Origin of the sequence: Roseateles sp. NT4, from assembly GCF_051857475.1 — a bacterium.
Classification (GTDB): Bacteria; Pseudomonadota; Gammaproteobacteria; order Burkholderiales; family Burkholderiaceae_C; genus Pelomonas.
This window is the reverse complement of record NZ_JBPZGZ010000005.1, coordinates 50,927-74,820: the sequence shown is the minus strand read 5'-3', so window position 1 is coordinate 74,820 and position 23,894 is coordinate 50,927. Positions and strand designations below refer to the sequence as shown.

Below are 23,894 nucleotides of genomic sequence, written 5' to 3'. Positions count from 1 at the left end.
GCACCCTGGTTTACGAGATTGGGGCCTCACCTAGCTTGCAACACCGCCTTCACCTGCGCCAGGGCGCCGGGGTCGTCCAGCGTTGTCAGATCTCCCGGGTCGCGCCCTTCGGCCACGGCCTGCAGGGCCCGGCGCAGCAACTTGCCCGAGCGCGTCTTGGGCAGCAGGGTCACGAAATGCACCCGCGCCGGCCTGGCCACGGCGCCCAGTTGCGAATCCACATGCTTCATGACCTCGCCTTCCAGCGCAAGCGAGGCCTGACCGGGGTCGCGCAGCACGGCAAAGGCGATGGCGACCTGGCCCTTGAGCTGATCCGCCACGCCTACGACGGCGACCTCAGCGACCGCCTTGTGGCCCGAGATGCACTCCTCGATCTCGCGCGTGCCCAGGCGGTGGCCGGCCACGTTGATGACGTCGTCGGTGCGGCCGAGGATGAAGGTGTAGCCATCGGCGTCACGCGTCGCCCAATCGAAGGTCGAGTAGACCTGCCGCCCGGGGACGCTGCCCCAGTAGGTGTTGACGAAGCGCGCATCGTCGCCCCAGACGGTCTGCAGCGCGCCCGGCGGCAGCGGGTGCTCGATGACGAGCACGCCCTTCTGGTCTGCCCCTTCCAGCGTCGCACCGTTGTTCTCGTCGAGCAGCTTCACGTCGTAGCCAAACATGGGCACGCCGGGCGAGCCGAAGCGCGTGGGCACAGCTTCGACGCCCGGGATGTGATGGGCCACGGTCAGCAGCGGCCAGCCGGTCTCGGTCTGCCAGTAGTTGTCGATGATGGGCACACCCAGGCCCTCGGCGATCCAGCGCGCCGTCGGCTCGTCCAGCGGCTCGCCCGCCAGAAAGAGAGCGCGCAGCGACGAGAGGTCGTGGCGCTTCAGCAGGGCCGCGTCATGCTTCTTCAACACCCGCACCGCCGTCGGCGCGCTGAACATCACCGTGACCTGGTATTTCTCGACCAGGCTCCACAGCACCGCGGCGTCAGGGTTGACCGGTGTGCCTTCGTACATCAGCGTCGCCATGCCGTGGATCAGCGGCCCGTAGACGATATAGCTGTGGCCGACGACCCAGCCGATGTCGCTGGTGGAGAAATAGGTCTCGCCGGCCTTGCCGCCAAAGATCCAATCCATGCTGGCCGCCAGCGCCACCGCATAGCCGCCGACATCGCGCTGCACGCCCTTCGGTCTCCCCGTCGTGCCGCTGGTGTACAGCGTATAGCTCGGCGTGTTGGACTCCAGCCAGGCGCAGGGCACGCGAGCGCCCTCGTGACGGCGCCGGAGTTCGGCGTAGTCCAGGTCGCGACCGGCCACACGCTCGAAAGGCACGAGGCCACGGTCCACCATCAGCACGCTGGCGGGTTTGTGCGTGGACAGCGCGATGGCCTCGTCCAGCAGCGGCTTGTAAGCGATGCGCTTGCCGGCGCGGCTGCCGGCGTCGGCGCAGACGATGAGCTTCGGGCTGGCGTCCTCGATGCGGCTGGCCAGGCTCACCGACGCAAAGCCGCCGAACACCACCGAATGGATGGCACCGATGCGCGCGCACGCCAGCATGGCAAAGGCGGCCTCGGGAATCATCGGCATATAGATCAGCACGCGGTCGCCGGGGCCCACGCCCTGGGCGATGAAGATGGCGGCCATGGCCTCGACCTCGGCCTGCAGCGCGGCAAAGCTGTAGACCTTCTCCTGGCCCACTTCCGTCGACACCCAGATCAGCGCGCGGTCGCCGGGGCGTGTGGCCGCATGGCGGTCCACCGCGTTGTGGCAGAGATTGGTCGTGCCGCCGACAAACCAGCGCGCGAACGGCGGGTTGCTGACGTCGCAGATCTGCTGAGGCGGCGTCTGCCAGTCGATGCGCTCGGCCTGCTCCGCCCAGAAGGCATCGCGCTCGGTCAGCGAGCGCTTGTGGAATTCGGCATAGGACTGGGTCATGGGGTGAGTTTGAAGCCCGGGCACTGACGTCAATCTGACCTTTCGCAACATCCTGTCGTGATCTATTTCAGGGTTTTTACTGGGTTCGCCGTCGGCCAAGCCGGGGTTTGCCCTGAAAATCGCTCGCTTTACGTCCGCTTCGATTGACGGTGCCGGGGTGCCCCCCTAACCTCCGCGCCGCTGTCCCTCTCCGCTATCGCGACCGCCTGCGGTCCGCCCCGGTTCTTCTCTCTCGCGAATGTCCCTGGTTGTCTCCACCGCACTGCTGAATCGGATTGCTGCCGCTGGCCTGCTGGTCATCGGTTGCGCTGCCGCGCAGGCGCAGGGCGTGGCCCGGGCCGCGACGGTGACGCCGCCGCCGGGCACGATGACGGGCGCCTACGGTCAGAGCCTGCAGCAGCAACAACAAGCCGCCGCCGACAAGGTCGCGACGGCCCAGCCGGCCGCTGCCACCAAGCCGGCTCCGGCCCAGGACGCGGTCAGCCGCTTCCTCAGCGAGCGCGGCCTGCTGAACAGCGCGGAACAAGCCGGCGGGTCATCTCGCTTGCTGGCCAGCGTGCGCGACACGGCCTCCGAGCTCGTGCTGTCGGCCATGAACTTCCTGGGCGTGCGCTACACGCGCGGCGGCAACTCGGTCGAGAACGGCTTTGACTGCAGCGGCTTCACCCGCCACATCTTCGAGATGAGCGTGGGCCTGGTGCTGCCGCGCCGCGCCGACGAGCAGGCCAAGGACAGCAGTCTGCTGACCATCGGCCAGAGCGAACTCAAGCCCGGCGACCTGGTGTTCTTCAACACCATGAAGCGCACCTTCAGCCATGTCGGCATCTATGTCGGCGAAGGCAAGTTCATCCATGCCCCCCGCACCGGCAGCGCCGTGCGCGTGGAGGACATGCGCGACTCCTACTGGGCCAAGCGCTTCACCGGCGCACGCCGCGCCGACCTGAAGGCCACGACCGAAGCGACGGCCGCGCGCTGACTCACGCGCTGCCGCCGTTCTCGCGCCAGGACTGCGCGAGCAGCTCCTTCACCCAACCCGGCCTGGCTTTGGCCAGCAGCAGCTTCACGCCGCAGCGCTTGGCACCCCAGAACAGCGGCTCGACCACACCGGCTTCGCGCGCGATCCAGGCATCCCGCGCCGCCTCGTCCTTGATGAAGACGCGCAGCTCGGCGCCGTCGGGCGTCAGGGTCGCGAAGATCCTGCCCTTGGCGCCCGGCAGGCGGAAAGACGTCAGCTCGTGATGCGGCTTCTCGACCGCGCCGGCCAAGGCCAGCGCGAGTTCGCGGGCCTGTGCTGGCGTCATCTCAGTTGCTTCGCGGCGTGGTGAACCCTTGCGGCGGGCCGAGCGCTGGGCCGCTCCCGAGCCGGCCCGCGCTGGCGATGTGCTTGCGGCTCGACGCCGCAAGCATCGCCGTCCCCTCGGGGGACCGGCCAAGGTAATCCTTGGACGAGGGGCTCACGTCCGTTCGCGCTTGGCGACCAAGGTCAGGATCTCGTAGCTCGCACAGAGCTCGCCCCGCTGATTGGTCACGGCCACGTCCCAGCCGATGACGCCCTGGGCGGGCTGGTCATCACGCGGCGGGCGGTCGATCTTGCGCTTGGCGGTCAGGCGGGCCTGGATGGTGTCGCCGATGGCGACCGGCGTCACAAAGCGCAGATTCTCCAGGCCGTAGTTGGCCAGTACCGGGCCGGGCGCCGGGCTGACGAACAACCCAGCCGCCGCCGACAGCACGAAATAGCCGTGGGCGATGCGCTGACCGAAGGGCGATTCCTTGGCCGCCACTTCGTCGAAGTGCATATAGAAGTAATCGCCCGACAGGCCGCCGAATGCGACGATGTCGGCCTCGCCCACCGTGCGGCGGTGCGTCAGCAGGCTCATGCCCACCTCGACGTCCTCGAAGTAGCGGCGGAAGGGATGGATGTCGCTCTCGGTGACGGTGCCGCCGCGCTGGTACTCGCCGGTGACGGCCGAGATCATGGTCGGCGAACCCTGCACGGCGCAGCGCTGCAGATAGTGCTTGACCGCGCGCAGGCCACCCAGCTCCTCGCCACCGCCGGCGCGGCCGGGGCCGCCGTGCTTGAGCTTGGGCAGGGGCGAGCCGTGGCCGGTGTTCTCCAGCGCGGCCTCACGGTCCAGCACCAGCATGCGGCCATGCCAGGCCGCGAAGGTCGGCACGGCTTGCGCGGCCAGGGCCGGCGTCTTGGTGCAGACGGTGCCGACCAGGCTGCCGCGGCCCAGCGTCGCCAGATGCAGGGCTTCCTCGTAGTCGCCGTAGGGCAGTAGCGTCGTCACCGGGCCGAAGGCTTCCAGATGATGGGCATCGCTGACAGCAGAGTCACGTGCCAGCAGCAGCGTCGGCGCGAAGAAGGCGCCGTCGGCCACGCCTTCGCCCTTGGGCGCAAAGCCGTCCTTGGCCGAGAGCAGCAACTCGCAGTTCTGGGCCAGCTGGGCCACGCGCTCGGCCACATCGGCCTGCTGGGCCTTGCTGGCGAGGGCGCCCATGCGCACGCCTTCGACGGCGGGGTCGCCCACCACGGTCTTGGACAGGCGGGCCTTCAGCGCGGTGGCGACGGCATCGACGAGCTTGGCCGGCACGATGGTGCGGCGGATGGCCGTGCACTTCTGGCCGGCCTTGGCCGTCATCTCGCGCGAGACCTCCTTGATGAAGAGGTCGAACTCCGGGTCGTCCGGCGTCACGTCGGGCGCGAGGATGGCGCAGTTCAGGCTGTCGGCCTCGGCGTTGAAGGGGATGCTCTTCTTCAGCAGATTGGGGTGGGCCTTCAGCATCAGCGCGGTGTCGGCGCTGCCGGTGAAGGTGACCACGTCGGCCTCGTCCAGGCGTTCGAACAGGTCGCCCGTGCCACCGATGATGAGCTGCAGAGCACCCGCGGGCACCAGGCCCGAGTCCACGATCATGCGCACGCAGGCCTCGGCCACATAGCTGGTCGCCGTGGCCGGCTTCACCAGGCAGGGCATGCCGGCCAGGAAGCTGGGCGCGAACTTCTCCAACATGCCCCACATCGGGAAGTTGAAGGCGTTGATGTGCAGGGCCACGCCACGCTTGGGCACCATCACATGGCTGCCGATGAAGTGGTTGTTGGCGCCCAGGCGCATGGGCGGGCCTTCATGCAGCACATTGCTGCTGGGCAGGTCCTTGCCGCCGATGGAGGCATAGGCGAACAAGGTGCCGATGCCGCCCTCGATGTCGATCCAGGAGTCGCTGCGCGTGGCACCCGTGTGGGCGCTGATCGCATACAGCTCTTCCTTGCGCTCCATCAGATAGCCGGCCAGGGCCTTCAGCACACGGGCGCGGTCCTGGAAGTGGGTGCGCAGCAGGCTCGGCAAGGCCGTGCCGCGGGCATAGGCCAGGCTCTCGGCGAAGTCCAGGCCTTCCTCGTGGGTGTGGGCGATGACACGGCCGTTGATGGCGCTCGTCAGCGGCTTGGCCGCGCGTTCGCCGACCCAGCGGCCGGCGATATAGCTCTGAAGCGTGCTCACTTGATCAACTTCCAGGTTCCGTTTTCGATTTGCACCATCACACGGGCGCGCTGGTCCAGGCCCAGGTGGTCACCGGCCGACATGTTGAACACGCCATGCGCACCGGCCACGTTCTTGACGTTCTCCAGCGCATCACGCAGGGCCGAACGGAAGGCGGGTGTGCCGGGCTGGGCCTTCTTCAGGGCCTCGGGGGCGGCAGCAGCCAGCAGCAGGCCGGCATCCCAGGCGTGGCCACCGAAGGTCGACACCGAGCCCTTGCCATTGGCCGCTTCGTACTTGGCGATGTAGTCCTGGGCGCTCTTCTTCACCGGGTGGTCGGCCGGCAACTGGGCCGCGACCAGCACCGGGCCGGCGGGCAGCAGCGTGCCTTCGACGTCCTTGCCGCCGACGCGCAGGAAATCGTTGTTGGCGATGCCATGGGTCTGGTAGATCTTGCCGGCGTAGCCGCGTTCCTTCAGCGCCTTCTGCGGCAGGGCCGCGGGCGTGCCCGAACCGGCGATCAGGATGGCGTCGGGCTTGGCGGCCACCAGCTTGAGCACCTGACCGGTGACGGAGGTGTCCGTGCGGTTGTAGCGTTCGCTGGCGACGATATTGAGCTTCTTGGTCGCGGCGATCTTGTTGAACTCGCCCCACCAGCCCTCGCCATAGGCATCGGCAAAGCCGATGAAGGCGGCCGTCTTGATGCCGTTGTCCACCATGTGGGTCACGATGGCCAGGGCCATCATGATGTCGTTCTGCGGCGTCTTGAAGACCCATTTCTTCTTGGCATCCACAGGCTCGACGATGCGGGCGGAAGCGGCCATGGAGATCATGGGCGTGCCGGACTCGGACACGGCGTCGATCATGGCCAGCGAGTTGGGCGTCACGGTCGAGCCGATGACGATGTCGACCTTGTTCTCGGTGATGAGCTTGCGCGTGTTGGCGACGGCCGTGGTCGTGTCGGAGGCGTCGTCCAGCACGATGTAGTTGACCTTCTGGCCACCCAGGGTCTGGGGCATCAGCGCGAAGGTGTTCTTCTCCGGAATCCCGAGGGAGGCGGCCGGGCCGGTGGCCGACAGCGTCACGCCGACGTTGATGTCGGCATGGGCCGCCAGGCTCAGGGTGGCGGCCAGGGCCAGGGCGAGTTGCTTGAATTGCTTCATGGGGGTCTCCTCGGGGCGTCTCGGGTTTATGGAATGAGGGCGGGCTGGCGCAGCTGGACCGCGCCGAGACCGCCAAAGAACAGATCGCTGACCAGGGCCGCCAGCGCCTCGTGCGACAGGTCGCCGTCGGGCCGCAGCCAGGTGAAGGTCCAGTTGATCATGCCAAAAAGCAGCATGGTCAAGGGCTTGTGCAGATTGGCCTCGCGCAGCTCGGGCCGCACCAGGCTGACAGCCGCGGCGAATTCGCTGACGACGCGGCGCTCCACGTCCAGCAGGCGCTCGCGCTCGGCATCGGCCAGGAATTTGATCTCGCTGGTCAGCACGCGGTGCTGGGCCTGGGCGTCGGCATAGGAGCGCGTGAAGCGCTCGATCAGTGCGCGCAGCTGGGCGTCGGGCGCCAGCTGCTGGGCCTTGATCTCCTCCACCAGGGCCAGCAGGGCGTGCACATGGCTGTCGCAGATCTGGGCCAGCAGCTCCTGCTTGTCCTGGAAGTAGTGATACAGCGTCGGCTTGGCCACGCCACAGGCCTCGGCAACCTGGTTCATGGAGGTGGCGCTGAAGCCCTGCTCGGCAAACAGGCGGGCAGCGGCAGCGAGGATGTCCTCGCGCTGGGCTTCGAAGCCGGGGGCGCGTTTTCTGGCCATCAGCGGACCGCCTGCGAAGGCAGCGAAACAAAGCCACAGAGGCACGGAGACACAGAGATAGAGCGGCGATGCATTTCTCTGTTCCTCTGTGCCTCTGTGGCTACCTTCATGTGTTCACGCACACGCATCACCGTTCATCGAAGCTGATGACCACACGTTCCGTCAAAGGATGCGCCTGGCAGCTCAAGATGAAGCCCGCAGCGACCTCGGCCTTGTCCAGTGCGAAGTTCTTGTCCATCCGCACTTCGCCCTCGACCAGCTTGCAGCGGCAGGTGGAGCAGACGCCGCTCTTGCAGGAGAAAGGCACGTCCATGCCTTCGCGTGCCGCGGCGTCGAGCAGGCTGGGGTCGGTAGAGAAGAATTCGATGACACGCGACAGGCCATCGCGGATCACCGTGACCTGGGCCTGGGCAGCGTCGCCGGCCTTGACCTCATGCGGCACCGGCTTGCCGCTCAGCGTCTCCGGCGTGCCGAAGCGCTCGATGTGGATGCGCTCGGCCGAAACGCCCGCCCCCAGCAGCGCGGCCTCGGCCTGGTCGTTCATCTCGAACGGTCCGCAGACGAAAACCTGGTCGATGCTGGATGCGGGCACCGGGCCGGCCAGGAAAGCGCTGAGCTTGCCGGCATCCAGGCGGCCGCCGTACAGCGGCGCGTCGACAGCCTCGCGGCTGAAGATCAGATGCAGGGACAGCCGCGTCATGAAGCGGTTCTTCAGGTCTTCGAGTTCTTCCTTGAACATCGTCGACGCGGTGCGGCGGTTGGCGTAGATCAGCGTAGCGCGCGCCTGAGGCTCGCGCTCCAGCAGGGCCGTCAGCAGGGCCAGGATGGGGGTGATGCCCGAGCCGCCGGCGATGAAGAGCACATGGCGGCCTTCGCCGTGCGCGGGCAACACAAAGCGACCCTGAGGCGGATAGGACTCGATGACGTCGCCGGCCTTGAGCTGCTCGTGCACCCAGGTCGAGAAGGCGCCGCCGTCGACCCGGCGGATGCCGACCTGCAGGCGGCGGTCGGAGCAGATGGAATAGCTGCGGCGCAGCTCCTGGCCGCCGACGCTGGCGCGCAGCGTCAGGTACTGGCCGGGCTCGAAGCCGAAGCCCTCGGGCGGCGCCTCGAAGCCGACCACCATGGCGTCTTCGGTGTCGCGCTCGACCGAAGTCACGCGCAGGGGGTGGAAGTGCAAAGCCATGTCAGATGGGCTTGAAGTATTCGAAAGGTTCCAGGCACTCGATGCAGCGCCAGGTGGACTTGCAGGCCGTGGAGCCGAAGCGCGACAGCTGCTGGGTCGAGCCGCTGTCGCAGCGCGGGCAGCGCAGGCGGGGGACGACGCGGATGGCCTGCTCGGCGCTGCACTGCGGCGGCACGATGCCGTATTGCTGCAGCTTCTGGCGGCCCTCGGGCGTGATCCAGTCGGTGCTCCAGGCCGGCGCCCGCTGCATGGTGACGGTCACGTCGCCAAACTCAGCCAGCGCCGCGCGCACGTCGTCGGCGATCAGCTCGGTGGCCGGGCAGCCGCTGTAGGTCGGTGTCAGCACGACCTCGACGCCCGACGCCGTCTCGCGCAGATCGCGCACGATGCCCAGGTCCATCAGCGTCACCACCGGGATCTCGGGGTCGGGCACGGCGGCGAGCTTGGCGCGAGCGGCGGAGAGGTTCATCACCACGTACCGCCCGGGTAGGTGCGCTGCAGATGCTGCATCGTGCCCAGCATGTGGCCCATGTGCTCGCTGTGGATGCCATCGATGCCGCGCGGCTGCATGGCGCTTTCGCGCGGCAGCTTGAGCGTCGCTTCCTGCATCAGCGTGGCCCAGCGGGCGCGCCATTCGGGCTCCAGCTCGTTCCAGGCCGGGCCGACGCCGTCGACGCCGTCGGCCGCGAACAGCTCGTTGAAGTAGGGCCAGAGCACGTTCAGCGCGGCTTGCATGCGGGCCTGCGACTCCGCCGTGCCGTCACCCAGGCGCACCACCCAGTCGCTGCTGTGCTGGCGGTGGTAGCGGACTTCCTTCAGCGACTTGGCGGCGATGCCGGCGATCTCGGTATCGAGACTCGTTTGCAGGCGCTCGTAGAGCTGTTCCAGCCAGAGGGCCATGGCCGCGTTGCGCAAGGTCGTCAGCGCGAAGTCACGCCCACCCCCGCCATCGCTGGGGCTGGCCGCCGCATTGGGCAACTCGACGAGGATGATGTTGCGGTAGTCGCGCTCCTCGCGCAGGAAGGCGAGCTGGTCTTCATCGCGGCCGGCGCTTTCGAGCTGCCCGGCGTAGGTCAGCAGCGCGCGGGCCTGGCCCAGCAGGTCCAGGGCGATGTTGGACAGGGCCAGGTCTTCCTCCAGCACCGGCGCGTGGCCGGCCCATTCGGACAGGCGCTGACTGTGGATGAGGCAGGTGTCCGCGAGGCGCAGGACGTAGACAAATCGGGGATCGGACATGATGGGGTTCGCAGTTCAACTCGCGGCAAGTGGGTTCGACTCAGCGGACTCCACAGATCCGGCTTTGCCGGGCTGTCGGAGTCGCCCCCTTGAGGGGGCTCGCGAAGCGAGTAGGGGGTGGGCTGTCCTTACATGTGGTTCAGTTCGTCCGGCAGTTCATAGAACGTCGGATGGCGGTAGACCTTGTCGTCGGCCGGGTCGAACAGGCTGCCCTTCTCGGTCGGGTCGCTGGCGACGATCTGCTCGGAGCGCACGACCCAGATGCTGGTGCCTTCCTGGCGGCGGGTGTAGACGTCGCGCGCCATCTGGATGGCCATGGCCGAGTCGGGCGCGTGCAGGCTGCCGCAGTGCTTGTGGTCCAGGCCCGCCTTGTTGCGGACGAAGACTTCCCACAGCGGCCATTCGTTCTTCGGGTTGCTCATCTTGTTGTTCCTCAGGCCGCTTCGGCCTTGGTGGCTTGCTTGCGCGCGTGGGCCAGGGCCGCATCGCGCACCCAGGCGCCGTCGTCCCAGGCCTTGTTGCGGGCGGCCAGGCGCTCGCGGTTGCAGGGGCCTTCGCCGCCGACGACGCGCCAGAACTCGGCCCAGTCGATCTCACCGAAGTCATAGCTGTCGCGCTCGGCGTTCCACTTCAGCGCGGGGTCGGGTACGGTCACGCCGAGGATGTCGGCCTGCGGAATCGTCGCGTCGACGAACTTCTGGCGCAGCTGGTCGTTGGTGACACGCTTGATGCCCCAGCGCATGCTCTGCTCGGAGTTGGGCGAGTCCTTGTCGGCCGGGCCGAACATCATCAGCGACGGCCACCACCAGCGGTTCACGGCGTCCTGCACCATGGCCTTCTGCGCCGGTGTGCCATGGGTCATCATCGTCAGCAGGCTTTCATAGCCTTGGCGCTGATGGAAGCTTTCCTCGCGGCAGACGCGGATCATGGCCCGCGCATAAGGCGCATAGGAGCAGCGGCACAGCGGCACCTGGTTCATGATGGCCGCGCCGTCCACCAGCCAGCCGATGACGCCGATGTCGGCCCAGGTCAGCGTGGGGTAGTTGAAGATGGAGCTGTACTTGGCCTTGCCCGACAGCAGCGCCTCGGTCATCTCGTCGCGGCTGGTGCCCAGGGTCTCGGCGGCGGCGTAGAGGTAGAGGCCGTGGCCGCCCTCGTCCTGCACCTTGGCGAGCAGGATGGCCTTGCGCTTGAGCGTGGGCGCGCGCGTGATCCAGTTGCCCTCGGGCAGCATGCCGACGATCTCGCTGTGGGCATGCTGGCTGATCTGGCGCACCAGCGTCTTGCGGTAGTGCTCGGGCATCCAGTCCTTGGCCTCGATGAAGTCACCGGCATCGATGCGGGCTTCGAAGGCTTCCTCGCGGGCCAGCTCCTCGGCGCTTTTGACGACCTTGGGCTTGGCTTCCCGCGCCATCAGATCCATGGCTTGGGTGTACATGCTTGAAGCTCCTTGCTTACTTCTTGCGTTGGTCGACGACGCGGCGGGCTTTGCCTACCAGCGTGCGTTCGATGGAATTGTTGGGCTCGACCTGGATGGTGGCCGTGACGCCGATCAGATTCTTGATGCGCTCCGACAGCCTACGCCCAATGCCATCGTCGGTGGCGCCCAGGGCCAGTTCGCAGCGGATCAGCAGTTCGTCCAGATGGCCATCGCGCGTGACGACGAGCTGGTACTGGCCGCCCAGGCCTTTCTCCTGCAGCACCAGCTCCTCGACCTGGGTCGGGAAAAGGTTGACGCCGCGGATGATGAGCATGTCGTCGCTGCGGCCGACGATCTTGCCCATGCGGCGCATGCTGCGCGAGGTGGGCGGCAGCAGTCGCGTCAGGTCGCGGGTGCGGTAGCGGATGACGGGCATCGCTTCCTTGCTCAGCGACGTGAAGACCAGCTCGCCCTCGCTGCCGTCGGGCAGCACCTCGCCGGTGTCGGGGTCGATGATCTCGGGATAAAAATGGTCTTCCCAGATGACCGGGCCGTCCTTGCTCTCGATGCACTCGCTGGCCACACCCGGGCCCATCACCTCGGACAGGCCGTAGATGTCGACCGCGTCGATGCCGGCGCTGGCCTCGATGTCGCGGCGCATGGCCTCGGTCCAGGGCTCGGCGCCGAAGATGCCGACCTTGAGCGACGACTCACGCGCATCCAGCCCCTGGCGGGCGAACTCCTCGACCAGCACCTGCATATAGCTGGGCGTGACCATGATGATGTCGGGCTTGAAGTCGGTGATCAGCTGCACCTGCTTTTCGGTCTGGCCGCCGCTCATCGGGATGACCGTGCAACCCAGGCGCTCGGCGCCGTAGTGGGCGCCCAGGCCGCCGGTGAAGAGGCCGTAGCCATAGGCCACATGCACCAGGTCACCGGCGCGGCCGCCCGCGGCGCGGATGGAGCGCGCGACCAGGTTCGCCCAGTTGTCGATGTCCTTCAGCGTGTAGCCGACGACCGTCGGCTTGCCCGTCGTGCCCGAGGAGGCATGGATGCGGGCCATCCTCTCGCGCGGCACGGCAAACAGGCCGAAGGGGTAGTTGGCGCGCAGGTCGTGCTTGGTCGTGAAGGGGAACTTGGCGAGGTCCGCCAGCGTCTTCAGGTCGGAAGGGTGAACGCCGGCCTTGTCGAAACTGGCCTTGTAGTGCGGCACGTTGTCATAGGCGTGCTGCAGGCTCCAGTGCAGGCGCTCGAGCTGCAGGGCCTGCAGTTCGTCGCGGCTGGCGGTCTCGATGTGTTCGAGGTCGCCGGGTTGAGGGGTCTTGACCGTCATGCTTCGAAAACCTTTCTCTCACCCAGCCGGTAGGAACGACCCCGGAAGGCAGCGATCAGGTCGCCGTTCTGGTTCTTCACCGTGATGTCGTAAAGCCCCGTGCGGCCAGCCAGCGATGTCTCCTCCGCCGTCGCCGTCAAAACGTCATTCAATTTGGCCGACTTCAGGATGTCGATGCCAAAGCCCGAGGCCACGGTCAGCGCATTGCGGCTGTTGCAGGCAAAGGCAAAGGCCGAATCCGCCAGCGTCGCGATCAGCCCACCATGGCAGATGGCAAAACCGTTCAGCATGTCGGCGCGCACCGTCATCGTCGCGACGGCCCGGCCGGGCGAGATTTCCTCGATCTCCAAGCCCAGCATGCGGCTCGCGGCATCGTCCGCGAACATGACTTCGCGGACCTTCTCGGCAACGGCTTGTGCATCCATCAGCGGTCCTTGAACTCGGGCTTGCGCTTGTCCATGAAGGCGGCCACGCCTTCCTGGTAGTCGTAGGCAAAGCCGAGCTGGCTCTGCAGTGCGGCCTCGCGCTTCAGGGCCGACTCGTAGTCCAGCTTCAGCGCCTCGTCCAGGGCACGACGCGTCTCGGCCAGGGCGCGGGTCGGCATGCCGGCCAGCTTCTGGGCGATGGCCATCGCGGTGTCCTGCAACTCCGCATCGGGCACGACACGCGAGATCAGGCCCACGCGTTCGGCCTCCACGGCCTTGAGCTTGTCGCCCAGCAGGGCCATCTCCATGGCCTTGGCGCGGCCCACCAGGCGGGGCAGCAGCCAAGTGCCGCCGCAGTCCGGGATCAGGCCGATCTTGGAGAAGGCCTGCAGGAAGCTGGCGCTCTCGCCGGCCAGCACCAGGTCGCAGCCGAAGGCCATGTTGGCGCCCGCCCCCGCGGCCACGCCATTGACGGCGGCCACCACCGGCACCGGCATGCTGCGCAGGCGCAGGGCGACCGGGATGTAGTAGTGGTCCAGCATGTGGCCGATGTCCTTGGGCGCGGCACCCGCCTCGCGGCTGGGCGCCACATGCGGATCGGCCAGGTCCTGGCCGGCGCTGAAGGCGCGGCCGGCGCCGGTGATCAGCACGCAGCGCGTCGCGCCGTCCTCGGCTGCCGCTTCCAGCGCCTGGCGGAGCTGGCCCAGCATGGCGGCCGTGAAGGCATTCAGCGCCTCGGGGCGGTTCAGGCGCAGCAGGCGCACGGCGCCGTGCTGTTCGATCTGGATCAGTTGTTCAGACATGGAATTTCTCTACCGACCGGTCGGTTAATCGTAGGAGCGAGCTGGATCGGGATCAAGTGATGCGCGGGAAAACCCTAGTCCTTGAGGATTTCGACGGCGTCCACCAGGGCTGCCACATGACCCGGGCGCGGGGGCGCGAAGCCCGGCGCCGTGCAGGCCGCGGCCCCCGCCGCCAGGGCCCAGCGCAGATGCACTTCAGCCGGCGCACCAGCGTCACGCATCAGGCTGTCCAGCAGGCCAGCCATGGCCGAGTCGCCCGCGCCTATGGTGTCGACGACGTCCACGCGGGGCGGCAGCGCGGTGCACTCCTCCACGCCGTGATACAGCGTCGCGCCGGCCTCGCCGCGGGTCAGCAGCAGCCAGGCGCCGGGGTTCCAGGCGGCGATCTGGGCCAGGCCGGAGCGGTGGTCGGGCAGGCGGAACAGGCCGCGCAGGTCCTCGTCGGAGACCTTGATGACGTCGGCCAGCCGGCACATCTGCTCCAGCGTGTCGTCATAGCTGGCGTCCATGGGCGGGGCGCGGAAGTTGGGGTCGTAGCTGATCAGCCGGCCTTCGGATTTCAACGCATGGGCCAGCGACAGCAGCCGCTCGGCCAGCGGCTGGCGCACCAGGCCCAGGCTGCCGAAATGGGCCCAGCGCAGGCCGCGCGTCCAGCCCATGGGCAGACCCTCGGGGCGGAAATGCAGGTCGGCGCTGTCATGGCCGATGAAGAAATAGCGCGGCGGATCGACCTCGTGCACGACGGCCAGCAGCGGCGGCCGCGGCAGCTGCTGGATGAAGCGCATGTCCAGGTTCGCCTCCTGGCTGCACTGCCAGAGTTCATTGCCAAACGGGTCCTGGCTGATCGCGCCGGCAAAGGCGCTCAGCTGGCCGAGGGCCGACATGGCAACCGCCACATTCCAGGGCGAACCGCCACAGGCGCTGCGCCAGCGGTCGGGCCCGGTGCGGATCAGGTCGGTCAGGGCCTCGCCGAATGCAACGAAGTGCGGCAGGTCGGGATGCATAACGGCGCTCATGTTTCGATTCAACCGGGCTGCCGAGGCGCTGGCAAGCCCCAGGGGAAAGAAGTGTCCCGACTGCTTAGGATGGACAAAACAGCCGAGGAGGTTCCATGAAGCTTCGCACCCGCATGATGCTGCTGTGCGCCGTCACGCTGATGGGCATGCTGATCCTGGCCGGCGTGGCCCTGTCGACACTGCGCAGCTCCATGATGGCCGACCGCGTGGCGCAGTTGTCCACGCTGGTGACGCTGGCCCATGCAGCGGCCGAAAAAGGCCACGCGCTGGAGCAGGCCGGCAAGCTGAGTCGCGAGGATGCGCAGGCCGAGGTCAAGCGTGCCATCGCGAGCTTCCACCGCGAGGACCTGTATTTCTTCGTGCGCGGCTACACGGATGACGTCAACCTCGTGCATCCCAACCCCAAGCGCGTCGGCATCGTCGACGCCAAGGGCGGCAAGGAGGCGGGTGAGCGCTACCGCGCCGCCCTGCAGGGCAAGACCATAGGCACCGTCATCGCCAAGGGCACCCGCCCCGGCAGCAAGGACGAGGTCGAGAAGCTCTATGCCGTCATCAAGTTCGCCCCCTGGGACTGGACCATAGGCTTTGGCGACTACATCGACGACATCGAGCAGGCCTTCTGGCGCAACACCATCATCCTGCTGGCCATAGGCGCCGTCTTGATGGCCATCGTGGCCGGCCTGGTCTGGGCCACGGTGAAACAGCTGTTCCGCCAACTCGGCGGCGAACCCCAGTACGCGGCCGAGGTGGTCGGCCGCATCGCCGAGGGCAACCTGGGCACCGAGGTGGATGTGCAGCCCGGCGACCATGCCAGCGTGCTGCACGCCATCCGCGCCATGCGCGACAACCTGGCCTCGCTCGTCGGCCAGGTGCGCCAGGCCAGCGACTCCATCAGCACCGCCTCGGCGCAGATCGCTGCCGGCAACGGCGACCTGTCTTCGCGCACCGAAGCCCAGGCCAGCTCGCTGCAGCAGACCGCCGCGTCCATGGAAGAGCTGACTTCGACGGTGCAGCAGAACGCCCAGAACGCGGCCCAGGCCGACCAGCTCGCGCGCAGCACCTCCGAGGTGGCGCGCAAGGGCGGTGCCGTGGTCGAGCAGGTCGTGGACACCATGGGCAGCATCGAGGCCTCGTCGCGCAAGATCGTCGACATCATCGGCACCATCGACGGCATTGCCTTCCAGACCAACATCCTGGCCCTGAATGCCGCGGTGGAGGCCGCCCGGGCCGGTGAGCAGGGGCGCGGCTTTGCCGTCGTGGCCGCCGAGGTGCGCTCCCTCGCCCAGCGCAGCGCCGCGGCGGCGCGTGAGATCAAGGGACTCATCGACGACTCGGTCGCCAAGGTCAGCACCGGCTCGGCCCAGGTCGAGCAGGCCGGCATCACCATCCGCGAAGTGGTCGGCAGCGTGCAGCGCGTCAGCACCATGATTGGCGAGATCAGCACCGCCAGCAGCGAACAGGGGGCCGGCATCGCCCAGGTCAATCTGACCGTCGCCGAGATGGACCGCAGCACCCAGCAGAACTCGGCCCTGGTCGAAGAAGCCCTGGCGGCCGCCGAATCCCTGCGCCAGCAGGCGGAAAATCTGTCCAAGACCGTGAGCCGCTTCCGCCTCTGAGCCCCTGCACGCGCCCGGGGTTGGCCATACGGGCCAAAATCCCACCATGACTCTGCGCGAAGCCCCTCTCGTCTTCAGCCCGCCCCTGGCGCGGCTGAAGACGGCGTTGCCGACGGCGGCGGGGCCCCTCGTCGACACACTCGGCCGGCCGCTGCGCGATCTGCGCATCTCCGTGACCGACCGGTGCAATTTCCGCTGCGGCTACTGCATGCCCAAGCAGGTCTTCGACAAGCACCACGAATTCCTGCCCCATGCCCACCTGCTCAGCTTCGAGGAGATCGAGCGGTTGGCGCGCGTCTTCGTCGGCCTGGGTGTCGAGAAGCTGCGCATCACCGGCGGCGAGCCGACGCTGCGCCGCGGCCTGGAAAACCTGATCGCGATGCTGGCCCAGTTGCGCACGCCCGATGGCCGCGAGCTGGACCTGACGCTGACGACCAACGGTTCGACCCTGGCCAAGAAGGCCTCCGGCCTGAAAGCCGCCGGGCTGAAGCGCCTGACGGTCAGTCTGGACGGGCTGGACGATGCCGTCTTCCAGCGCATGAACGACGTCGGCTTCCCGGTGGCCGACGTGCTGGACGGCATCCATGTCGCCCAAGCCGCGGGCCTGGGGCCGATCAAGGTCAATATGGTGGTGCAGCGCGGCGTCAACGACGACCAGATCCTGCCCATGGCCCGCCATTTCCGGAACAGCGGTGTCGTGCTGCGCTTCATCGAGTACATGGACGTCGGCGCCACCAACGGCTGGCGCATGGACCAGGTGTTGCCCAGCGCCGAGGTGCAGCGCCGCATCGCCACCGAATTCCCGCTGACGCCGCTGTCGCACAGCGCGCCGGGCGAGACGGCCGAGCGCTGGACCTATGCCGATGGTGGCGGCGAGATCGGCTTCATCTCCTCGGTCACCCAGGCCTTCTGCGGCGACTGCAACCGTGCCCGGTTGTCGACCGAGGGGCGGCTCTACACCTGCCTGTTCGCCCACCGTGGGCACGACCTGCGCGGCCTGCTGCGGGGTGTCGATGCCGTGGACGACGGCCAGCTCGCCAGCGCCATCGCCGGCGTCTGGGGCGGCCGGGAGGACCGCTACTCGCAATTGCGCGGCACGGCGCAAGCCGCGGCCGAACCCCGCGTCGAGATGCACTACATCGGTGGCTGAGCTTCACGCCCTGGTCCTCGCCGGCGGCCGCGGCAGCCGCATGGGGGGCGTGGACAAGGGCCTGCAGCTGCTGGACGGGCGGCTTCTCGTGGTCCATGTCATCGAACGCCTGGCGCCCCAGGCCCGTGCGCTGAGCATCAGCGCCAACCGCAACCTCGACTCCTACGCCGCCCTCGGCCACCCCGTGCTGGCCGACCCACCCGGCCTCGAGTTCGCGGGTCCGCTGGCCGGCATGCTGGCCGGCCTTGAGGCGATTCCGGAAGACAGCTGGCTGCTGACTGCTGCCTGCGACTGCCCTCACCTGCCCCTGGACCTCGCCGAGCGCCTGCTGGCCGCTGCCTTGCCTCATGGCCTCGCCTTTGCGCAGGCTGCCCGCGAGCACCCCACCCATGCCCTGCTGCACACCCGCCTGCGGCAACCGTTGAGAGCTCATCTGGAGACCGCTGGTCGGGCCGTGCTCGGCTGGATGCGCAACCGGCCGCATGGCGTCGCACACTTCGACGACGAAGCCGCCTTTGCCAACCTGAACCACCTGACCGACCTGTGAACGTGATCGAAGCCCAGATCCGCCCCATGCTCGAGCCCGATTTGCTGGCCTACAAATCGCTGCGCGACGCCATGCTGGCCGGCCATCCCGAGGCCTTCACGTCGGACGCCGAAACCGAAGGCCAGCGTGACCTGTCCAGCTACCGCAACCGCCTCACCGGCGGCAGCAATGGCGCCACGCTGTTCACGCTGGTGGCCCTGGACGACGCCCGCCTGGTCGGCGCCATCACCTGCGAGCGCGAACCGCGCCTGAAGGTGCAGCACATCGCCCACCTGATCGGCATGATGGTGTCCGACACCCACCGCGGCCGCGGCATCGGGCGCGACCTGCTGATCGCGACCGTCGCCAGGCTCAGGGCCACGCCCGGCCTGGCCCAGGTGACGCTGAGCGTGACGTCCACCAACCGCGCCGCCATCGGCCTGTACGAGAGCCAGGGCTTCGTCCGCTATGGCTGCCTGCCCGACGCCATCCGCCTCAAGGACGGCCGCAGCCTGTCCAAGGACCTGATGCGACTACGGCTCGACTAGTTCGAACTGCACGACCAGCGCGTCCTGCACCGCCAGCAGCCCGCCCAGCACGGTGAAGGGCTGGATGCCGAAATCGCTCTGGCGCACCACCACCTCGCCGCGCGCCCGTTGGCCCTCCACCTCGACGACAAACCACTGCTTGCGCGCGACACCATGCAGTGTGATCTCGGCCTCGACGGCGCGGCGCCCGCCCTCGCCCACCTGCTGCAGCGTGCGCACGACCACCTCGGGGTGGGCTGCAACGTCCAGGGCCTTGAGCAGATTGCCCCGCGTGCCGGCACGCGCCTCGTCGTCGACGGCACTCGAGAACGCCGGGCCCAGCCCAGCACGCAGGGCCGCGGGGTCGATGTCCAGCGCATCCAGCCGGAAGCTCAGTACCGGCCCGGCCGCCGGCCACTGCACGCGCAGATCGGCGGCACGCAACACATGGTTGTGGCCCAGCCGCGCGGCCGTGCCGCCGCGGAACACCAGGATGCGCAGCGCATTGCCGCCGGCAGCCTCTGACCGTGCTGCGGGCAGGGGCGGGCTGGCGCAGCCGGCCAGGCCGGCCAGCGCGAGCGCCAGTAACAGACGGCGTTTTGCTGTGGTTTGCACGCTCAATTCGGGGGATTCCTGGAGTGTTTTGTGAGACTGGGCACAACGCCGGCGCGTCGTGCTGGACTAGCATAGCCACCATCCTCCTCAACGGAGCCCCAACATGGCCAGCCTGTTCCGCCCTGCCCTCGACCTGATGGCGCAATACGCGGCATACCACCGCGACCGCCGCAATATCGCGACCCATTTCGTCGGCATTCCCCTCATCGTCTTCGCCATCAGCGTGCTGCTGGCCCGCGCCGAATTCACAGTCGGCAATACGCCGATGAACGCGGCCATCGTGCTGTGGGGCCTCAGTGCCCTCTGGTATCTGACGCGCGGCAACCTCGCACTCGGCGCCGCCACCACCATCGTCAACGGCGCACTGACCGGCCTGGCCATGACGGCTGCCCAGGGTTCGACAACGAGCTGGCTGGTCATCGGCGTCGGCAGCTTCGTCGTCGGCTGGGTCTTCCAGTTCATCGGCCACTACTACGAAGGCAAGAAGCCCGCCTTCGTCGACGACCTCGTCGGCCTGCTGGTCGGCCCGATGTTCGTCGTCGGCGAGGCCATGTTCATGCTGGGTTGGGGCCGCCCCCTGCTGGCGGAGATCGAAAAGCGCGTTGGGCCCACCCACTTGCGCGATCTTGCGCATCCAGTTTGACCTGCTGAACCCATGACCGGCGTTCTTGTCATGGGCGCCGGCTCCGTCGGCTGCTTTGTCGGCGGTCTGACCCAACTGGCCGGCGTGCCTGTCCACTTTGTCGGCCGCCCGCGCGTGCTGGCCGCCCTGCGCAAGCATGGCCTGCGCCTGACCGACCAGGACGGCCTGGACCGCCACATCCCGCCGCTGCAGCTGCTGCTGCATGACGAGCCTCCCGCGGGTCTCAAACCCGACCTGGTGCTGCTGTGCGTGAAGTCCGGCGCCACCGCCGAGGCGGCCACGGCTCTGGGGCTGACGCTGCCGCTGGGCACGCCCGTCGTCAGCCTGCAAAACGGCATCGCCAACGCCGACACCGCCCGCCAGGCCGCGCCGCAGTTGCACTGGCACGCAGGCATGGTGCCCTACAACGTCGCCGAGCTCGGCCCCGGCCGCTATCACCGCGGCACCGGCGGCTCGCTGGCGGCCGAGGGCAGCCCCGATGACCTCGCCCTGGCCGCCTGGCAGACCGCCCTCGCCCGCGTCGGCATGGGCCTGCAATTGCACGGCGACCTCGCACCGGTGCAATGGGGCAAGTTGCTGCTGAACCTGAACAACCCGGTCAACGCCCTGTCCGGCATGCCGCTGCGCGACGAGTTGCTGCAACGCGGCTACCGGCGAGTACTGGCGGCCCTGCAGGAAGAGGCCCTGGACCTGCTGGAGGCCAGCCACCGCCCGGTGGCCCAGCTGACGCCGCTGCCGCCGCGCCGCCTCATCTCGCTGCTGCGCATGCCCAGCATCATCTTCCGCCTGGCCGCCGCGCGCATGCTGCGCATCGATGCCAAGGCCCGCTCCAGCATGGCCGACGACCTGGCCCAGGGCCGCACGACCGAGATCGACGCTCTCTGCGGCGAGGTCGTGCGCCTGGCCCGCGCCCAGGGCCGCAATGCGCCGCTGAACCAGCGCATGCTGGGCCTGGTGACCGACTGGCCGCAGCGCCGCCAGCCCTATTCGCCGACCGAGTTGACGGGCGCCTTGGGTTTGTCCTGAATTGATCCATCTCCGTCTTCCAGCGCGTGGCGACGGATGCCTGTCGGCGGAACACTGAAGGCCTCAACAACGCCACGAGGCCACCCCATGACCACCGCCCTCATCGTCATCGACGTCCAGCACTCCTTCACCCAGCGTCCGACCTTCGAGACCGACGGCCTGCCGGCCTACCTCGCCGCCCAGAACCGCCTCATCGAAGGCTTCGAGGCCGCCGGCCTGCCCATCGTGCGCGTCTTCCATGTGCAACCCGACGCCACCGGCGCCGATCCCTTCAGCCTGGAAAGCGGCCATGTGCGCCCCCTGGAAGGCCTGCGCGACTTCCAGGCCGACCTGACCGTGCACAAGACCCGCCACAGCGCCCTGGTCGCCAGCGGCCTGGATGTGTGGCTGACCAGCCAGGGCATCCGCCAGCTCGTCATCAGCGGCATCCGCACCGAGCAGTGCTGCGAGACGACGACCCGCCACGCCTCCGACCTGGGCTGGGAGGTCATCTACGTGCCCGAAGCGACACTCACGTTCACCATGCAACACCCCGACGGCTCGCCCCTGACGCCCGCCCAGCTGCGCGCCCGCACCGCCGCCGTCCTGGACGGCCGCTTCGCCCGCATCATGGACGCGGAAGCCGCGCTGCAGGCCGTGACTGAAAAGGAAACCGCCCTTGCCTGAACCCAAGCAGGTTGTCTTTGTTCTGCAGGACGACAGCCTCGTCCTCGACTGGGCCGGGCCGGCCGAGGCCCTGCGCCTGGCCAGCCTGGAGATCGCCGCGCTGAAGCTGGCCGTGGCGCCCTTTGCGCTGCGCTTTGCCGGCACGAGCAGCGAGTCCACAGGTTCGGTGGGCATCCAGCTGCAGGCCTTGGAGCCCTTGCCGGACAGCCTGCCCGACGGCAGCTGGATCGTGCTGGTGGGTCGCACTTCGGCCGCCGAGGCGAAATCGCAGGCCTCCCGGCGCGAGCTGGTCGCCTGGCTGGCCCGCCTGGCGCCCGGCCGGCCGGGCCTGCGCCTGGTCACCGTCTGCTCGGGCGCCCTGCTCGCCGCCCACGCCGGCCTGCTCGACGGCCGCCGCGCCACCACCCACCACCAGCACCTGGACGACCTGGCCCGCCTGGCGCCCAGTTGCACGGTGCAACAGGACCGCGTCTTCGTGCAGGACGGCGAGGTCTTCACCAGCGCCGGCGTGACGGCCGGCATCGACCTGGCCCTGCACCTGATCGCCGCCCATGCCGGCGAGCTGGTGGCCGCCCGCGTCGCCGAGCAGATGGCCGTGGCCCTGCGCCGCGGCCCGGCCGATCCCGAGCTGTCGCCCTTGCTGGCCCACCGCCAGCACCTGAACGCACGACTGCACCGCGTGCAGGATGCGCTCAGCGTCGCCCCGGCCGAGGACTGGCCGCTGGAGCGCATGGCCGACCTGGCCGCCACGACGACACGCACCCTGAGCCGCCTGTTCGCCGAGCACGCCGGCACCAGCCCCCAGGCCTATCTGCGCGGCGTGCGCCTGGCTGTGGCCCGGCGATCGCTGGAGGCCGGCGCCAGCGTCAGCGCGGCCAGCGAAGCGGCCGGCTTCAACTCCGAGCTGCAATTGCGCCGCGCCTGGACCGCGGTCGGCTGGCCCGGCACGCCGTCCAGCGCGCGACCATAACGGCGATTCGCGCCGGGCCGCCACGGCCCCGGTTCGTCCCGCCGAATTGCAGTTCATCCGGCCGCGCCGGCAATTCATCGCCTGGTGCTCGCGGTGCCCGGGGTCAGTGACGAAACTGCAATCACTGACACAGCCAACCCCTCACCGGAGCCCACCATGAACACCGCCGCCAAGACCTTCTTCATCGCCATCGCTTCCGTCGCCGCCGCAGCCGCCACCGGCGTCAGCCTGGCCAACCGGACGGCCGCCCCGGCGACCGAGATCGTGAAGCTGGAGCGCGTGGTCATCGTGGGCAAGCGCGCAGACACGGCGGTCATCGCCCAGCTGCCGCGCGTGGTCATCGAAGGCCGCCGCGACGTGACGACGGTGGCTGCCGCCCAGACGCAGGTCTGGATCGTCTGAGCCTCGCGCTGCGTCAGTCACCCACCCGCCGCTGGCGGGTTTTCTTTTGCCTCAATGCCGGGAGAGAACCGAATGCATCAATCAACAAAAACCTGGATGTGGGGCTTGGCCCTGGCGCTGCCGCTGGCGGCCCAGGCCCAGGTCAACCTGAAACTGGACCGCGGCATGACCGGGCCGCGCGCCCAGGTGCTGGTGCTGGGCACGGTGCACCTGAGCGAACTGCCGGAAGGCTTCGACCCGGCGCGGCTGCAGGGCGTCATCGAAAAGCTTGCGGCCTTCAAGCCCGAGGTCATCACCATTGAGGCCATGACGGGCGAGGAATGCGATCTCGCCGCACGCCACCCGACGCGCTACGGCAGTGACTACTGCCCCAGCACCGAGGTGGCCCGCAAGTCCACCGGCCTGGAAGTACCGGCCGCCATCGCCGAGGCCGAGAAGCTGCTGGCCGACTGGCCCGCCTCGCCCACGCCGGCGCAGCGCCGCCACCTGGCCTCGCACCTGCTGGCGGCCAACGACCGCGCCTCGGCCTATGCCCAATGGCTGCAACTGCCCGAGTCCGAGCGCAAGGCCGGCGACGGCCTGGATGCCGCCCTGGTGGAGCTGCTGGCGCAGATCGCCACGCGCCGCAACGAGAACTACATGATTGCCGCCCGCCTGGCCGCGCACTTGGGCCTGCCGCGCGTCTATGCCACCGACAACCACACCGGCGACAACGTCAGGATCAAGGACGAGGAGGCTTTCGGCCGCGAAGTGCAAGCCGCCTGGAAGGCCGGCCGCGCCGGGCTGGACGAACTGGAGAAGAAGACGGCGGCCCTCAAGCAGACCAACGACCTGCTGCCCCTCTACCGCTATGTGAACGAGCCCGGCTACCAGCAGGCGACGGCGGACGTGAACGTCAAGGCGACGCTGGGCGCCAAGTCCAAGGACGGCTATCCGCAGATGTGGGTGGCCGGCTGGGAGATCCGCAACCTGCGCATGGTGGCCAACATCCGCGAGAGCTTCCGCGAGCGACCCGGCGCCCGCGTGTTGACCATCGTCGGTGCCTCGCACAAGCCCTGGTTCGACCACTGGCTGGGCCAGATGCAGGGCGTGGACATGGTCGATGCGCTCGCCGTGCTGAAGTGAGGCC

The 23,894-nt window shown here is 68.5% G+C and carries 26 protein-coding genes; 11 read left to right on the top strand and 15 right to left on the bottom strand.

The annotated features are described in order from the left end of the window. Positions 1-26 precede the first annotated feature (26 nt). Complete coding sequence (locus tag ACS5PN_RS26335; RefSeq protein ID WP_439467005.1) at positions 27-1,922, bottom strand: propionate--CoA ligase; 1,896 nt, start codon at positions 1,920-1,922, stop codon at positions 27-29. 238 nt (positions 1,923-2,160) lie between these two features. On the opposite strand from ACS5PN_RS26335, the gene ACS5PN_RS26330 reads away from it, so the two are divergent. Then, the gene (locus ACS5PN_RS26330; protein WP_439467004.1) at positions 2,161-2,898 is read left to right on the top strand and encodes a C40 family peptidase; all 738 of its coding nucleotides are present in this window, start codon (positions 2,161-2,163) and stop codon (positions 2,896-2,898) included. A gap of 1 nt (position 2,899) precedes the next feature. Here the strand turns inward: ACS5PN_RS26330 and ACS5PN_RS26325 are convergent, their stop codons facing one another. The 13 genes from ACS5PN_RS26325 to ACS5PN_RS26265 form a co-directional block, all read right to left on the bottom strand. Next, positions 2,900-3,223: an MmcQ/YjbR family DNA-binding protein gene (locus ACS5PN_RS26325; RefSeq protein WP_439467003.1), complete on the bottom strand. Its 324-nt coding sequence runs from the start codon at positions 3,221-3,223 to the stop codon at positions 2,900-2,902. A 153-nt stretch (positions 3,224-3,376) separates the two neighbouring features. Next, positions 3,377-5,419: a phenylacetic acid degradation bifunctional protein PaaZ gene (gene paaZ / locus ACS5PN_RS26320; RefSeq protein ID WP_439467002.1), complete on the bottom strand. Its 2,043-nt coding sequence runs from the start codon at positions 5,417-5,419 to the stop codon at positions 3,377-3,379. Then, positions 5,416-6,561, bottom strand: a complete 1,146-nt coding sequence (locus ACS5PN_RS26315; protein WP_439467001.1) for an ABC transporter substrate-binding protein — start codon at positions 6,559-6,561, stop codon at positions 5,416-5,418. Before ACS5PN_RS26315 ends, paaZ begins: the two co-directional genes overlap by 4 nt. 26 nt (positions 6,562-6,587) lie before the next feature. Further along, complete coding sequence (locus ACS5PN_RS26310) at positions 6,588-7,205, bottom strand: TetR/AcrR family transcriptional regulator (protein WP_439467000.1); 618 nt, start codon at positions 7,203-7,205, stop codon at positions 6,588-6,590. Between the two features lie 127 nt (positions 7,206-7,332). After that, a complete protein-coding gene (paaE, locus tag ACS5PN_RS26305; RefSeq protein WP_439466999.1) occupies positions 7,333-8,391 on the bottom strand; it encodes a 1,2-phenylacetyl-CoA epoxidase subunit PaaE in 1,059 nt (352 codons plus the stop codon). A gap of 1 nt (position 8,392) precedes the next feature. After that, on the bottom strand, positions 8,393-8,860 hold the full coding sequence (gene paaD, locus ACS5PN_RS26300; protein WP_439466998.1) for a 1,2-phenylacetyl-CoA epoxidase subunit PaaD: 468 nt from the start codon (positions 8,858-8,860) through the stop codon (positions 8,393-8,395). Beyond that, entirely contained in the window at positions 8,860-9,627 is a 768-nt protein-coding gene (gene paaC, locus ACS5PN_RS26295) for a 1,2-phenylacetyl-CoA epoxidase subunit PaaC (protein WP_439466997.1), read from the bottom strand. Before paaC ends, paaD begins: the two co-directional genes overlap by 1 nt. 128 nt (positions 9,628-9,755) lie before the next feature. Further along, positions 9,756-10,049, bottom strand: a complete 294-nt coding sequence (gene paaB, locus ACS5PN_RS26290) for a 1,2-phenylacetyl-CoA epoxidase subunit PaaB (RefSeq protein ID WP_119042409.1) — start codon at positions 10,047-10,049, stop codon at positions 9,756-9,758. Between the two features lie 11 nt (positions 10,050-10,060). Continuing rightward, the gene (paaA, locus tag ACS5PN_RS26285; RefSeq protein ID WP_439466996.1) at positions 10,061-11,065 is read right to left on the bottom strand and encodes a 1,2-phenylacetyl-CoA epoxidase subunit PaaA; all 1,005 of its coding nucleotides are present in this window, start codon (positions 11,063-11,065) and stop codon (positions 10,061-10,063) included. 16 nt (positions 11,066-11,081) lie between these two features. Next, positions 11,082-12,380 (bottom strand): phenylacetate--CoA ligase PaaK, encoded by a 1,299-nt coding sequence (gene paaK / locus ACS5PN_RS26280; protein ID WP_439466995.1) that lies wholly within the window; start codon positions 12,378-12,380, stop codon positions 11,082-11,084. Continuing rightward, a complete protein-coding gene (paaI, locus tag ACS5PN_RS26275) occupies positions 12,377-12,805 on the bottom strand; it encodes a hydroxyphenylacetyl-CoA thioesterase PaaI (RefSeq protein WP_439466994.1) in 429 nt (142 codons plus the stop codon). Before paaI ends, paaK begins: the two co-directional genes overlap by 4 nt. After that, positions 12,805-13,608 (bottom strand): enoyl-CoA hydratase-related protein, encoded by an 804-nt coding sequence (locus ACS5PN_RS26270; RefSeq protein ID WP_439466993.1) that lies wholly within the window; start codon positions 13,606-13,608, stop codon positions 12,805-12,807. The genes paaI and ACS5PN_RS26270 overlap by 1 nt, the downstream gene beginning before the upstream one ends. Positions 13,609-13,682: 74 nt before the next feature. Beyond that, positions 13,683-14,624 (bottom strand): carbohydrate kinase family protein, encoded by a 942-nt coding sequence (locus ACS5PN_RS26265; protein WP_439466992.1) that lies wholly within the window; start codon positions 14,622-14,624, stop codon positions 13,683-13,685. A gap of 95 nt (positions 14,625-14,719) precedes the next feature. Here ACS5PN_RS26265 and ACS5PN_RS26260 point away from each other — a divergent pair, with 95 nt between their 5' ends. Genes ACS5PN_RS26260 through ACS5PN_RS26245 form a run of 4 tightly spaced genes read left to right on the top strand, consistent with a single transcriptional unit; the run spans position 14,720 to position 18,464 of the window. Further along, entirely contained in the window at positions 14,720-16,240 is a 1,521-nt protein-coding gene (locus tag ACS5PN_RS26260; protein ID WP_439466991.1) for a methyl-accepting chemotaxis protein, read from the top strand. A gap of 46 nt (positions 16,241-16,286) precedes the next feature. Further along, a complete protein-coding gene (gene moaA / locus ACS5PN_RS26255; RefSeq protein ID WP_439466990.1) occupies positions 16,287-17,390 on the top strand; it encodes a GTP 3',8-cyclase MoaA in 1,104 nt (367 codons plus the stop codon). Further along, a complete protein-coding gene (mobA, locus tag ACS5PN_RS26250) occupies positions 17,383-17,937 on the top strand; it encodes a molybdenum cofactor guanylyltransferase MobA (protein WP_439466989.1) in 555 nt (184 codons plus the stop codon). Before moaA ends, mobA begins: the two co-directional genes overlap by 8 nt. Next, positions 17,934-18,464 carry a GNAT family N-acetyltransferase gene (locus ACS5PN_RS26245; protein ID WP_439466988.1) on the top strand — a complete coding sequence of 177 codons (531 nt, stop codon included), beginning with the start codon at positions 17,934-17,936 and terminating at the stop codon, positions 18,462-18,464. Before mobA ends, ACS5PN_RS26245 begins: the two co-directional genes overlap by 4 nt. Here the strand turns inward: ACS5PN_RS26245 and ACS5PN_RS26240 are convergent. Beyond that, complete coding sequence (locus ACS5PN_RS26240; protein ID WP_439467202.1) at positions 18,450-19,058, bottom strand: YceI family protein; 609 nt, start codon at positions 19,056-19,058, stop codon at positions 18,450-18,452. The two genes, ACS5PN_RS26245 and ACS5PN_RS26240, sit on opposite strands and share 15 nt — an antisense overlap. Positions 19,059-19,161: 103 nt before the next feature. Between ACS5PN_RS26240 and ACS5PN_RS26235 the strand changes: the two genes are divergently transcribed. The 6 genes from ACS5PN_RS26235 (at position 19,162) to ACS5PN_RS26210 (ending at position 23,890) form a co-directional block, all read left to right on the top strand. After that, positions 19,162-19,701: a DUF962 domain-containing protein gene (locus ACS5PN_RS26235; protein WP_439466987.1), complete on the top strand. Its 540-nt coding sequence runs from the start codon at positions 19,162-19,164 to the stop codon at positions 19,699-19,701. A 12-nt stretch (positions 19,702-19,713) separates the two neighbouring features. Then, entirely contained in the window at positions 19,714-20,727 is a 1,014-nt protein-coding gene (locus ACS5PN_RS26230; protein WP_439466986.1) for a 2-dehydropantoate 2-reductase, read from the top strand. Positions 20,728-20,814: 87 nt separating this feature from the next. Then, positions 20,815-21,393, top strand: coding sequence for a cysteine hydrolase family protein (locus tag ACS5PN_RS26225; RefSeq protein ID WP_439466985.1), 579 nt, complete (start codon positions 20,815-20,817; stop codon positions 21,391-21,393). Beyond that, complete coding sequence (locus ACS5PN_RS26220) at positions 21,386-22,363, top strand: GlxA family transcriptional regulator (RefSeq protein WP_439466984.1); 978 nt, start codon at positions 21,386-21,388, stop codon at positions 22,361-22,363. Before ACS5PN_RS26225 ends, ACS5PN_RS26220 begins: the two co-directional genes overlap by 8 nt. 156 nt (positions 22,364-22,519) lie before the next feature. Then, complete coding sequence (locus ACS5PN_RS26215; protein WP_439466983.1) at positions 22,520-22,765, top strand: hypothetical protein; 246 nt, start codon at positions 22,520-22,522, stop codon at positions 22,763-22,765. Positions 22,766-22,837: 72 nt separating this feature from the next. Then, the gene (locus ACS5PN_RS26210; protein ID WP_439466982.1) at positions 22,838-23,890 is read left to right on the top strand and encodes a DUF5694 domain-containing protein; all 1,053 of its coding nucleotides are present in this window, start codon (positions 22,838-22,840) and stop codon (positions 23,888-23,890) included. Positions 23,891-23,894 lie beyond the last annotated feature (4 nt).

What these genes read in the sequence shown, in the direction of transcription:
- ACS5PN_RS26315 (WP_439467001.1), bottom strand. Translation starts at nt 6,561, where the DNA reads ATGAAGCAATTCAAGCAACTCGCCCTGGCCCTGGCCGCCACCCTGAGC.
- ACS5PN_RS26335 (WP_439467005.1), bottom strand. Translation starts at nt 1,922, where the DNA reads ATGACCCAGTCCTATGCCGAATTCCACAAGCGCTCGCTGACCGAGCGC.
- paaI (WP_439466994.1), bottom strand. Translation starts at nt 12,805, where the DNA reads ATGGATGCACAAGCCGTTGCCGAGAAGGTCCGCGAAGTCATGTTCGCG.
- ACS5PN_RS26260 (WP_439466991.1), top strand. Translation starts at nt 14,720, where the DNA reads ATGAAGCTTCGCACCCGCATGATGCTGCTGTGCGCCGTCACGCTGATG.
- paaC (WP_439466997.1), bottom strand. Translation starts at nt 9,627, where the DNA reads ATGTCCGATCCCCGATTTGTCTACGTCCTGCGCCTCGCGGACACCTGC.
- ACS5PN_RS26230 (WP_439466986.1), top strand. Translation starts at nt 19,714, where the DNA reads ATGACCGGCGTTCTTGTCATGGGCGCCGGCTCCGTCGGCTGCTTTGTC.
- ACS5PN_RS26330 (WP_439467004.1), top strand. Translation starts at nt 2,161, where the DNA reads ATGTCCCTGGTTGTCTCCACCGCACTGCTGAATCGGATTGCTGCCGCT.
- paaK (WP_439466995.1), bottom strand. Translation starts at nt 12,380, where the DNA reads ATGACGGTCAAGACCCCTCAACCCGGCGACCTCGAACACATCGAGACC.
- ACS5PN_RS26235 (WP_439466987.1), top strand. Translation starts at nt 19,162, where the DNA reads ATGGCCAGCCTGTTCCGCCCTGCCCTCGACCTGATGGCGCAATACGCG.
- ACS5PN_RS26325 (WP_439467003.1), bottom strand. Translation starts at nt 3,223, where the DNA reads ATGACGCCAGCACAGGCCCGCGAACTCGCGCTGGCCTTGGCCGGCGCG.
- ACS5PN_RS26270 (WP_439466993.1), bottom strand. Translation starts at nt 13,608, where the DNA reads ATGTCTGAACAACTGATCCAGATCGAACAGCACGGCGCCGTGCGCCTG.
- ACS5PN_RS26310 (WP_439467000.1), bottom strand. Translation starts at nt 7,205, where the DNA reads ATGGCCAGAAAACGCGCCCCCGGCTTCGAAGCCCAGCGCGAGGACATC.
- moaA (WP_439466990.1), top strand. Translation starts at nt 16,287, where the DNA reads ATGACTCTGCGCGAAGCCCCTCTCGTCTTCAGCCCGCCCCTGGCGCGG.
- ACS5PN_RS26225 (WP_439466985.1), top strand. Translation starts at nt 20,815, where the DNA reads ATGACCACCGCCCTCATCGTCATCGACGTCCAGCACTCCTTCACCCAG.
- paaE (WP_439466999.1), bottom strand. Translation starts at nt 8,391, where the DNA reads ATGGCTTTGCACTTCCACCCCCTGCGCGTGACTTCGGTCGAGCGCGAC.
- paaB (WP_119042409.1), bottom strand. Translation starts at nt 10,049, where the DNA reads ATGAGCAACCCGAAGAACGAATGGCCGCTGTGGGAAGTCTTCGTCCGC.
- ACS5PN_RS26210 (WP_439466982.1), top strand. Translation starts at nt 22,838, where the DNA reads ATGCATCAATCAACAAAAACCTGGATGTGGGGCTTGGCCCTGGCGCTG.
- ACS5PN_RS26215 (WP_439466983.1), top strand. Translation starts at nt 22,520, where the DNA reads ATGAACACCGCCGCCAAGACCTTCTTCATCGCCATCGCTTCCGTCGCC.
- ACS5PN_RS26265 (WP_439466992.1), bottom strand. Translation starts at nt 14,624, where the DNA reads ATGAGCGCCGTTATGCATCCCGACCTGCCGCACTTCGTTGCATTCGGC.
- paaD (WP_439466998.1), bottom strand. Translation starts at nt 8,860, where the DNA reads ATGAACCTCTCCGCCGCTCGCGCCAAGCTCGCCGCCGTGCCCGACCCC.
- paaA (WP_439466996.1), bottom strand. Translation starts at nt 11,065, where the DNA reads ATGTACACCCAAGCCATGGATCTGATGGCGCGGGAAGCCAAGCCCAAG.